General features: G+C 68.3%; 9 protein-coding genes and 1 pseudogene. 2 read left to right on the top strand and 8 right to left on the bottom strand.

Features of this window, described 5'->3' with window-relative positions:
- From QMZ25_RS13195 to birA, 3 genes and pseudogenes are all read right to left on the bottom strand, one after another.
- Window positions 1–173, bottom strand: a pseudogene (locus QMZ25_RS13195) (SPOR domain-containing protein); the annotation flags it as partial.
- 9 nt (window positions 174–182) lie between these two features.
- Window positions 183–914 (bottom strand): type III pantothenate kinase, encoded by a 732-nt coding sequence (locus QMZ25_RS13190; RefSeq protein ID WP_053520152.1) that lies wholly within the window; start codon window positions 912–914, stop codon window positions 183–185.
- Window positions 911–1,879 carry a bifunctional biotin--[acetyl-CoA-carboxylase] ligase/biotin operon repressor BirA gene (gene birA / locus QMZ25_RS13185; protein WP_283219751.1) on the bottom strand — a complete coding sequence of 323 codons (969 nt, stop codon included), beginning with the start codon at window positions 1,877–1,879 and terminating at the stop codon, window positions 911–913. Before birA ends, QMZ25_RS13190 begins: the two co-directional genes overlap by 4 nt.
- Before the next feature lie 142 nt (window positions 1,880–2,021).
- Here birA and QMZ25_RS13180 point away from each other — a divergent pair, with 142 nt between their 5' ends.
- A complete protein-coding gene (locus tag QMZ25_RS13180) occupies window positions 2,022–2,300 on the top strand; it encodes a hypothetical protein (protein WP_283219750.1) in 279 nt (92 codons plus the stop codon).
- Complete coding sequence (locus QMZ25_RS13175; protein WP_193395749.1) at window positions 2,267–3,055, top strand: M90 family metallopeptidase; 789 nt, start codon at window positions 2,267–2,269, stop codon at window positions 3,053–3,055. The genes QMZ25_RS13180 and QMZ25_RS13175 overlap by 34 nt, the downstream gene beginning before the upstream one ends.
- Window positions 3,056–3,134: 79 nt before the next feature.
- Here the strand turns inward: QMZ25_RS13175 and QMZ25_RS13170 are convergent, their stop codons facing one another.
- The 5 genes from QMZ25_RS13170 to QMZ25_RS13150 all read right to left on the bottom strand — a co-directional run bounded on the left by QMZ25_RS13170 (window position 3,135) and on the right by QMZ25_RS13150 (window position 8,544).
- Window positions 3,135–4,559, bottom strand: a complete 1,425-nt coding sequence (locus tag QMZ25_RS13170; RefSeq protein WP_065174201.1) for a sensor histidine kinase — start codon at window positions 4,557–4,559, stop codon at window positions 3,135–3,137.
- A gap of 25 nt (window positions 4,560–4,584) precedes the next feature.
- Window positions 4,585–5,268 carry a response regulator transcription factor gene (locus tag QMZ25_RS13165; RefSeq protein ID WP_053520384.1) on the bottom strand — a complete coding sequence of 228 codons (684 nt, stop codon included), beginning with the start codon at window positions 5,266–5,268 and terminating at the stop codon, window positions 4,585–4,587.
- A 73-nt stretch (window positions 5,269–5,341) separates the two neighbouring features.
- On the bottom strand, window positions 5,342–5,716 hold the full coding sequence (locus QMZ25_RS13160; protein WP_053520383.1) for a hypothetical protein: 375 nt from the start codon (window positions 5,714–5,716) through the stop codon (window positions 5,342–5,344).
- Between the two features lie 212 nt (window positions 5,717–5,928).
- Window positions 5,929–6,960 carry a tRNA dihydrouridine(20/20a) synthase DusA gene (gene dusA, locus QMZ25_RS13155; protein WP_065182031.1) on the bottom strand — a complete coding sequence of 344 codons (1,032 nt, stop codon included), beginning with the start codon at window positions 6,958–6,960 and terminating at the stop codon, window positions 5,929–5,931.
- A 129-nt stretch (window positions 6,961–7,089) separates the two neighbouring features.
- Entirely contained in the window at window positions 7,090–8,544 is a 1,455-nt protein-coding gene (locus QMZ25_RS13150; protein ID WP_283219749.1) for a SulP family inorganic anion transporter, read from the bottom strand.
- Between the last annotated feature and the right edge of the window lie 162 nt (window positions 8,545–8,706).

Below are 8,706 nucleotides of genomic sequence, written 5' to 3'. Positions count from 1 at the left end.
GATGCCTGCGCGGCCACCGCCGCATCGGTGCCGCCGGGCACCCAGCGCAGTTCCGCCACGCCGGCCGGCCGCGGTGGCGGCGCAGGCTTCTGCGGCGCATCGCGCAGCAGCCACCAGCAGGCAACGCCAAGATTGAGGATGGCCAGGACGACGATCAGGGCACGGGTGAGCATGCGCGGATACTAGCCTGCAGGCTGGTGCACCGCCCAGCGGGCGAGGCCATCCAGCACCAGCGAGGGGTGGTAGTCGGCGCCGTCCAGCAATGGCATCAGCGCGGGCGCGCCGCCACCGTGCACCAGCAGCGACGGCATCACACCCAGCAGTGCCTGCGCCTGCTGCGCACTGCGCTCGACCAGCGCCACCGCAGCACCATCGCAACCGGAGGCGAGTGCGTCGGCGGTGTCATTGGCAAACTCGCTGTAATCGCCGCCACTAGCGGGCAGCTGCACGGCGCGCGCATGCAGTGCTTCGCGCATGGTGGTGGGTGATGCGGCGATGCGGCCGCCGTGATGCTGGCCACGGGCATCGAGCAGGTCGATGGTAAGCGCCGTGCCCACGCCCACCACCAGCACCGGGCGCTGCGCCTTGGCGGCGGCCAGCAGGGCAAGGAAGCGATCCACGCCGAACTTCTCCGGGCGCGCGTAGGCGATGCGCACGCCTGCGCATTCGGCGCTGGTGCGCACCACATGCACGTGGTCGAAGCGCCGCTGCAGCTGGTCCAGCATGGCGCTGGTCAGCGAAGGTGCGGCCACGCTGGCGACGAACGCCGTCGCGCCGCTGGGCAGGCTGTGCGGCGGCTGCCCGGCCATGCCTTCGGCGCCATGCGCCCAGGCCTGTACGTCACCCGCGCGATCCCCCTGCAACGGCGCGAACTTGAAGCGCGAATTGCCGAGGTCGAACAACCAGTCGCTCATGCCGCCCTCACCGTGACTTCGCCGGCATGCAGGCGGCGCTCGCAGCCGTCGATGCTCACGCGCAGCGCGCCGTCATCGGCCAGGCCCAGTGCGGTGCCGTGCTGCCACTGCCCCTCCAGTTCGACGCGCACCTCGCGGCCGGCCAGCATGTCGAAGGCGGCGTAGCGCGGCAGGAACGGGGCCAGCCCTTCGCGATCGAATTCCTCCAGCGCCGGCAGCAGCCGTGCGAGCACGGCGGCGGCGACGATGTTGCGGTCGACCGGCGCGCCGGCCAGTGTGTCCAGATCCACCCAGGGCTGGGTGATCTGCTCGGCGAACGAGGGCGGCATGTGCGTGTTGATGCCGATGCCGATCACCGCGCGGGCCGGACCGGCGTATTCGCCGCCGCCCTCGGCGAGCAGGCCGACCAGCTTGCGACGGCCATCGACGATCAGATCATTCGGCCACTTCAGCTGCGCCTGGGTGAAACCCAGATCGTGCAGCGCTTCGGCCACGGCGATGCCGGCAACCAGGCTCAGCCCCGCCAGCCGGCCAAGGCCCCCGGAGAACAGGCGCAGCACCGACAGATAGACGTGGGCCGCCAGCGGCGAGGCCCAGGTGCGGCCGCGCCGCCCCCGCCCTCCGGTCTGGCGTTCGGCCAGCAGGACGCTGACCCCGCGCTGGGGCGCGCTGCACCGCAGCAATTCGGCATTGGTGGAATCCACCGTCCAGGCCACCTGCAAGTCATGCAGCAGGGACAGGGCATCGGCCGGCAGGGCGGCACGGATGGTCGCCGGGTCCAGCAGCTCGACCGGGCGGGTCAGGCCATAGCCTTCGCCGGCACGGCCCTCGATATCGACACCTGCGGACCTAAGCCCTTGAATGCGCTTCCAAATTGCCGCCCGGGTCTGGCCCAGCTCACGGGCCAGGGCGTCGCCGGACAGGCGACCGGCAGCGAGTTTGGCCAGCAATTGGCGATCGTCCACGGCAGCTTCCACGAAGTCAGGATGGAATTATGCGGGAAAGCCGCCAGCGACGCCCGCCACGGGGCCGGCGGCGGGCTTCCAATCCGGTGCCGGGTTCGGGCTAGAATCGGGAACTCACCTTCCCTTAACGTGGATGTCGTCAATGCGCCGTTATGCCCATTGCCTGATCCTGCTGACGATGCCCTTCGCGGCGTCGGCCACAGCAGCACTGGATGACAGCCGCGGCTCCTGTGTGTCCTCCAACGGCGATGCCGCCTCGCAGCGCGCACCGACGGCATCGACCACCACGGCCAAGCCTGCTCCGGCACGCCCGGCAGCCAGCAGCGCCACCAGCACCGGCGGTGGCGGCAGCGATGAGGACATGCTGCAGCGGCTGCGTGCGCCGAAGTGGCACAGCTACCTGCCGGGAATGTTCCGCTGATCAAGTCGTTGCTGCAGTGGCTGCGGCCCGCACCGCGGCCGATCGAAGACGCATACTGGGATGAGGCCTGCCGCCGTGCGGCATGGCTGCAGGGGCTTTCCGACGAACGACGCGCCCGGCTGCGCACGCTGGCGGCGCGCTTCCTGCATGAGAAGACCATCACCCCGATCGGCAACCTGCAGCTGCAGGCCGCCGACGGCGTGCTGCTGGCGGCCCTGTGCTGCCTGCCACTGCTCGAGTTCGGCGAGGTGGGGCTGCAGGGCTGGTCGCAGCTGATCGTGTACCCCGACGCATTCCGCGTGCATCGCAGCCACATGGATGCGGCGGGCGTGCTGCACGAATGGGACGACGAGCTGATCGGCGAATCGTGGGACAGCGGGCCGTTGATCCTGTCCTGGGCCGACGTGCAGGCCGATCTGGCCGCACCGCACGAGGGCTACTGCGTGGCCGTGCACGAGATGGTGCACAAGCTCGATGCGCTTGACGGCGCGATGGACGGCACACCGCCGCTGCCGCGTGCTTGGCAACGTGAGTGGGCTGCTGTCTTCCAGCAGTCCTACGATGCGTTCTGCGCGCAGGTGGATGCCGGCCAGGAGACGCTGATCGACCCGTATGCCGCCGAAGCACCGGAGGAGTTCTTCGCGGTCGCCAGCGAGTACCACTTCTCCGCTCCGGACGTGCTGGCCGAAGCGCTGCCCGATGTCGCCGCGCATCTGCGGCGCTTCTATGGTGAACCACCGGCGCGGGGCGGCTGAGTCATGTCATCGGTTCGCTGGGCGTGGCCCGGCGCTGCCTGCATTCGCGTTGACCGGTGGATCGAAGCAGGCCCCCCCCTTACGGGCCCGGCGGCAGACGCACTTCGAAGCGGGCGCCTTCCAGTTCGCTGGAACGGCCGACCGCCAGTTCGCCGCGGTAATCCTTGATCAGGTCCTGCACGATCGACAGGCCGATGCCGTGGCCCTGCACGCGTTCGTCGCCACGTACGCCACGCTGCAGCACCTTGCCGATATCGTCCGGCGCGATGCCCGGGCCGTCGTCGTCCACGGCCAGCAGCAGGCCGGCGCGGCGTGCATTCGGTGCCGGCAGGGGCTGCGCGGTCAGCAGGACACGGCGCTTGGCCCACTTGAAGGCGTTTTCCAGCAGATTGCCCAGCAGTTCCTGCAGGTCACCCGGCTCGCCATGGAAGCGCGCGGCCGGATCGATGTCGAACTCGCACAGCACGCCCTTGGCCGCATAGACCTTTTCCAGGCCCCGCACGATCTCTTCGGCGTTGGACTCGATCGGCAACGGTGCGGAGAACAGCTTGTGGCCCGACGACGCAGCGCGCGCCAGCTGATAGGACACCAGGTTGTTCATGCGTTGCAGCTGCACGTCCAGCTCTTCGCGCAGCGCGCCATCACCGGCACCGCTGTCCATCTGCGTGCGCAGCACCGCGATCGGCGTTTTCAGGCTGTGCGCAAGATCCGCCAGGGTGTTGCGCTGGCGTTCGAGGTTCTCGCGCTCACTCTCGATGAAGGCATTGATGCTGTCGGTCAGCGGTTCCAGCTCGCGCGGGTGGCGCTCGCTCATGCGCTCGGTCTCGCCGCGCTGCACCTTGGTCAGCTCGGTGATCACGCGACGCAGCGGACGCAGGCTCCACTGCAGGATGACCGTCTGCAGCAGCAGCAGGATCAGGCCGATGCCACCCAGGTAGAACCAGACACGGCTGCGGAACACCCGCAGCTGCGCACCGAGCGCGCGCGAGTCTTCCATCACGTAGATGGTGTACGGGAACTCGGTGGCGGGATCGGCATCGGCGTCCCACACCAGGCCCAGGCCGTAGCGGTACACCGAGCCCTGGCTGCCGTCGATCTGGATCATCGGCAGCGGGCCTTCGAACACCTCCTGGCGTGGCGCAAGCAGTCCGCCGCCGACGGTGGGCAGCATTGGGCCTTCGGCCGACATCGAATTGCCCTTGCCGTCCGGCATCACCACCTGCAGGTAGAGACCGCTGCCGGGCACGTCGAAGCGCGGGTCCGGTGGCTGCTCGCGGATGTACAGCGAACGATCGCGGGTGAAGTCGATGCCGGCCGCATAGGCGGTGGCGTAGTTCTTCAGGCGCTCACGCAGGTTGGCCTTCGCCGTATCGGCGAAGGCGGCGTCGAGCGCGTAACCAGCCAGGGCCAGGAACGCGACCAGGCCCACGGACGCGGCGAACAGCTGGCGCGCCTGCAGGGAGCGCGGCCGCCAGCGTCGGAAGAACCACAGACGGCCGGACATCGTGCAATCGCCAGGGTGAGCCGGCTCAGCCCTCGTTGCGCGGGATCGCGAAACGGTAGCCGCGGCCGCGCACGGTCTCGATCGGCTTCAGTTCACCGTCCGGGTCCAGCTTCTTGCGCAGGCGGCCGATGAACACTTCCAGCACGTTCGAGTCGCGGTCGAAGTCCTGCTGGTAGATGTGCTCGGTGAGGTCGGCCTTGGAGACCAGTTCACCGGCATGCATCATCAGGTACTCCAGCACCTTGTACTCGTAGCTGGTCAGGTCGACATTGCTGCCGGAGACGCTGACCGTCTGCGCGGCGAGATCCAGTGCGACCGGGCCGCATTCCAGCGTCGGCTTGCTCCAGCCGGCGGCGCGGCGCAGCAGCGCGTTGACGCGGGCCAGCAGCTCTTCGACGTGGAACGGCTTGACCAGGTAATCGTCGGCGCCCTGCTTCAGGCCCTCGACCTTGTCCTGCCAGCTCGACCGCGCGGTCAGGATCAGCACCGGGAACTTCTTGCCCTCGTCACGCAGCGCCTTGATCAGCTCCATGCCCGACATCTTGGGCAGGCCGAGGTCGATGATGCCGACGTCGAACGGGACTTCGCGCCCCATGTAGAGGCCTTCCTCGCCGTCCTGCGCAGCATCGACGGCAAAGCCTTCGCGCTTGAGCCGGGCTGCCAGGGTCTCACGCAGCGGGGCTTCGTCTTCGACCAGAAGGATACGCATGAACTCTCCCTAGTGTCCTGGGTGTGGCCCGGAGGCCAGTGGGGTACGGGTTGATAGCGACAACTATCCCTGTTCAGGGGTTATCGCCGCGTAGTGAAGACATATCCGACCGCGGCGTGCGCGGCTGTGAACGCGACGGGGCGGGGTCGTCCATGTAGCGGACCCGGCCCCGGTCGTCCATGTACTTGACCCGGTTGATGTCACGACCATCGAACGGCACCCGTTCGGCGCCCAGGATGTGGCCACCGGTAGTGCGCTGCACGCGGCGCACGGCATCGGACAGCGAGCGCTCGTCGCCACGGCCACCCCGCTCGCTCCGCTCCATCATCTCCGCCCGGCCGTGTTCCGCACGCGGGGGCTGCTGTGCCATTGCCGACGACAGCGGCGCAGCCGCCAGCACCACGCAGGTGGCCAGGGCAATGCGGCAATGGAGGGGAGCGGAAGACATCGATGCGATCCTAGCCGAGCACGGCGATTCGTTCAAAAGTCGTAAATCCGGGAACCGGGTGCGGGACCCGGTCTTTACAATTCCTTTGCAAATTCTTGGTTTGGGGCAGTGAATCCGATCTGAACTTTTCCGGGCGAACCGCAGGTTTGTTCATCTAAGTGAACATTCGGGACGAATCGGCCGGCGTTGTCAAGTCAGGAATGTGACGGACGTCACGCAGCGGCACGGTCAGCGTCGCGCTCGGTCACGGCAAGGGCCTGTTCGACCAATGTCCAGTCGGCGCCTGGACGGTGCGCACCCTCGCTCAATACCTGGCGGAACGCGCGCCCACCGGGCTGCCCATGGAACAGGCCGAGCAGGTGACGGGTGATGTGCTTCAGGGCCATGCCCTCGCCCAGACGGGCCTCGACATACGGGCGCAGCGCGCGCAGCAGGTCCGCGCGCGACCGCAGCGGCGTACCGGTGTGCAGCGCTTCCAGCTGATGCAGCAGATAGGGATCGTGGTACGCGGCCCGGCCCAGCATCACGCCATCGACATGGCCGGCCTGGGCCTGCACGGCTTCCATGCTGGCCAGGCCACCGTTGAGCACCACCGGCAGCGCGGGCCGCTCCTGCTTCAGGCGGTAGGCCCAGTCGTACTTCAGCGGCGGAACCTCACGGTTCTCCTTGGGCGACAGGCCCTTCAGCCAGGCATTGCGCGCGTGCACCACCACCATTGCTGCACCGGCAGCGACCTGGCGATCGACGAAGCTGGCGAACGCCTCGTACTCGTTGTCCTCATCCACGCCCAGACGGCACTTCACGGTCACCGGGATGTCGACCGCATCGACCATCGCGGCCACGCATTCGGCCACCAGCACCGGCTCGCGCATCAGGCAGGCACCGAAGCGGCCGGCCTGCACGCGATCGGACGGGCAGCCGCAGTTGAGGTTGACCTCGTCGTAGCCCCAGTCCGCGGCGATGCGCGCGGCCTGCGCCAGCAGGGCCGGATCGCTGCCACCCAGCTGCAGGGCCAGCGGCTGTTCGCTGCGGTCGAAGCCGAGCAGGCGCTCGCGGTCACCATGGATGACCGCGTTGGCGTGCACCATCTCCGTGTACAGCCGCGCCCCGGGAGCCAGCACGCGGTGGAACACGCGGCAATGGCGGTCCGTCCAGTCCATCATCGGGGCGACGGACAGGCGCAGGGAATCGGCGTAACGGGCGGTGGCGGACGTCATCGGAGCGTTGATCGTGGAGACTGGCATTGCCAGTGAGATCAATAGTTTACACCGGGTGGCTGAATGCGCCCGGTCAGCCGCGCGGCGAGCGCCGGTTGGGCCCGGTTCCGGCTGGCGGCCGGGCATGGCCCGGCGCCACCAGCATGCCCTACGCGATCAGTGCCCGCCGCCGCGCCCACCCACCTGCTCGATCAGCGTCTGGCTGGCCGCATTGAGCCCCACCACCGTTACATCGGCGCCATGCGCGGCCAACTTTTCCTGCGCGCGCTCCAGCGCGGCCACGGCGGTCAGATCCCACAGATGGGCATCGCGCAGGTCAATCTGCACCTTCGGTGCCACATGCTGATAGTCGAACGCTGCGCCCAACTGCCCCGCCGAGGCAAAGAACACCTGCCCGCGCACGCGGTAGACCTGCGTCTCATGGGCATCGTCGCGCTGCACCTCCAGCAAGCGGCCTACTTTGCGCGCGAAGAACAACGCCGACAGCAGCACGCCGCTGAGCACGCCCTTGGCCAGGTCGTGGGTGGCCACGGTGACCACCACGGTCAGCAACATCACGGCCGAGGAACTGCGCGGGTGCGTGCGCAGGTCGCGCAGCGAGCGCCAGCTGAAGGTGCCGATGCTGACCATGATCATCACCGCCACCAGGGCGGCCATCGGGATCTGCCGCACCAGGTCGCTGCCGTACACCACCAGTACCAGCAGCAGCACGCCAGCCACCAGGCACGACAGGCGGCCACGGCCACCGGAGGTCACGTTGATGACCGACTGGCCGATCATCGCGCAGCCGGCCATGCCGCCGAGAAAGCCGGTTACCGTATTCGCCACGCCCTGGCCGATGCATTCGCGATTGCGCTCGCTGGGTGTCTCGGTGATGTCCTCGACGATCTGCAGGGTCATCATCGATTCGAGCAGGCCGACCACGGCCAGCGTGGCCGACACCGGCAGCAGGATGCGCAGCGTCTCCCAGCTGAGCGGGACATCGGGCAGCAGGAAATGCGGCAGGCTGTCGGGCAGCTGGCCCATGTCGCCAACACTGCGCACGTCGATACCGAAGCCGATCACCACCGCGGTGAGCATCACGATGGCCACCAGCGGCGAGGGCACGGCGCGGGTGAGGCGCGGCAGCAGATAGATGATGACCAGCGCCGCCGCGCACAGCACGTAGACCGTAGGACCGCGGCCGATCAGTTCCGGCATCTGCGCCAGGAAGATCAGGATCGCCAGCGCATTGACGAAGCCGGTGATGACCGAGCGCGAGACGAAGCGCATCAGCGAGCCCAGTTTGAACACGCCTGCCAGCACCTGCAGCAAGCCGGCCAGGATGCTGGCGGCGAACAGGTACTGCAGGCCGTGATCCTTCACCAGGTCGACCATCACCAGCGCCATCGCGCCAGTGGCAGCAGAGATCATGCCAGGGCGGCCACCCGCGATGGCGGTGATGACGGCGATGGAGAAGGCGGCGTACAGGCCGACCTTGGGGTCGACGCCGGCAATGAGCGAGAACGCGATGGCCTCGGGAATCAGGGCCAGGGCGACGACGATGCCGGACAACAGGTCGCCACGGACGTTGCCGAGCCATTGCTGGCGCAGGGGATAGGACGTTTGCATGGGAAAGCTCCGCGCGCAGGCGGGCGTGGCCGCATGGCGCTGCAGTGGAAAGACACGGGTTCCTGAGCCGGGCGGGCCGGCTGCCGATGTGCGGCAAGGGTCAGGGTGGCGTGATCACTGCAGGCGGGTGTCGGTACGTGGGAGGGGCGCAGTCTACGGGAA

The organism is Stenotrophomonas sp. RS-48 (assembly GCF_030053245.1).
GTDB classification, from domain to species: Bacteria; Pseudomonadota; Gammaproteobacteria; order Xanthomonadales; family Xanthomonadaceae; genus Stenotrophomonas; species Stenotrophomonas maltophilia_P.
The sequence above is the reverse complement of the archived record's forward strand: the minus strand, read 5'-3'. Positions and strand labels throughout refer to the sequence as shown.

What these genes read in the sequence shown, in the direction of transcription:
- QMZ25_RS13190 (WP_053520152.1), bottom strand. Translation starts at nt 914, where the DNA reads ATGAGCGACTGGTTGTTCGACCTCGGCAATTCGCGCTTCAAGTTCGCG.
- QMZ25_RS13180 (WP_283219750.1), top strand. Translation starts at nt 2,022, where the DNA reads ATGCGCCGTTATGCCCATTGCCTGATCCTGCTGACGATGCCCTTCGCG.
- QMZ25_RS13170 (WP_065174201.1), bottom strand. Translation starts at nt 4,559, where the DNA reads ATGTCCGGCCGTCTGTGGTTCTTCCGACGCTGGCGGCCGCGCTCCCTG.
- QMZ25_RS13165 (WP_053520384.1), bottom strand. Translation starts at nt 5,268, where the DNA reads ATGCGTATCCTTCTGGTCGAAGACGAAGCCCCGCTGCGTGAGACCCTG.
- QMZ25_RS13160 (WP_053520383.1), bottom strand. Translation starts at nt 5,716, where the DNA reads ATGTCTTCCGCTCCCCTCCATTGCCGCATTGCCCTGGCCACCTGCGTG.
- dusA (WP_065182031.1), bottom strand. Translation starts at nt 6,960, where the DNA reads ATGCCAGTCTCCACGATCAACGCTCCGATGACGTCCGCCACCGCCCGT.
- QMZ25_RS13150 (WP_283219749.1), bottom strand. Translation starts at nt 8,544, where the DNA reads ATGCAAACGTCCTATCCCCTGCGCCAGCAATGGCTCGGCAACGTCCGT.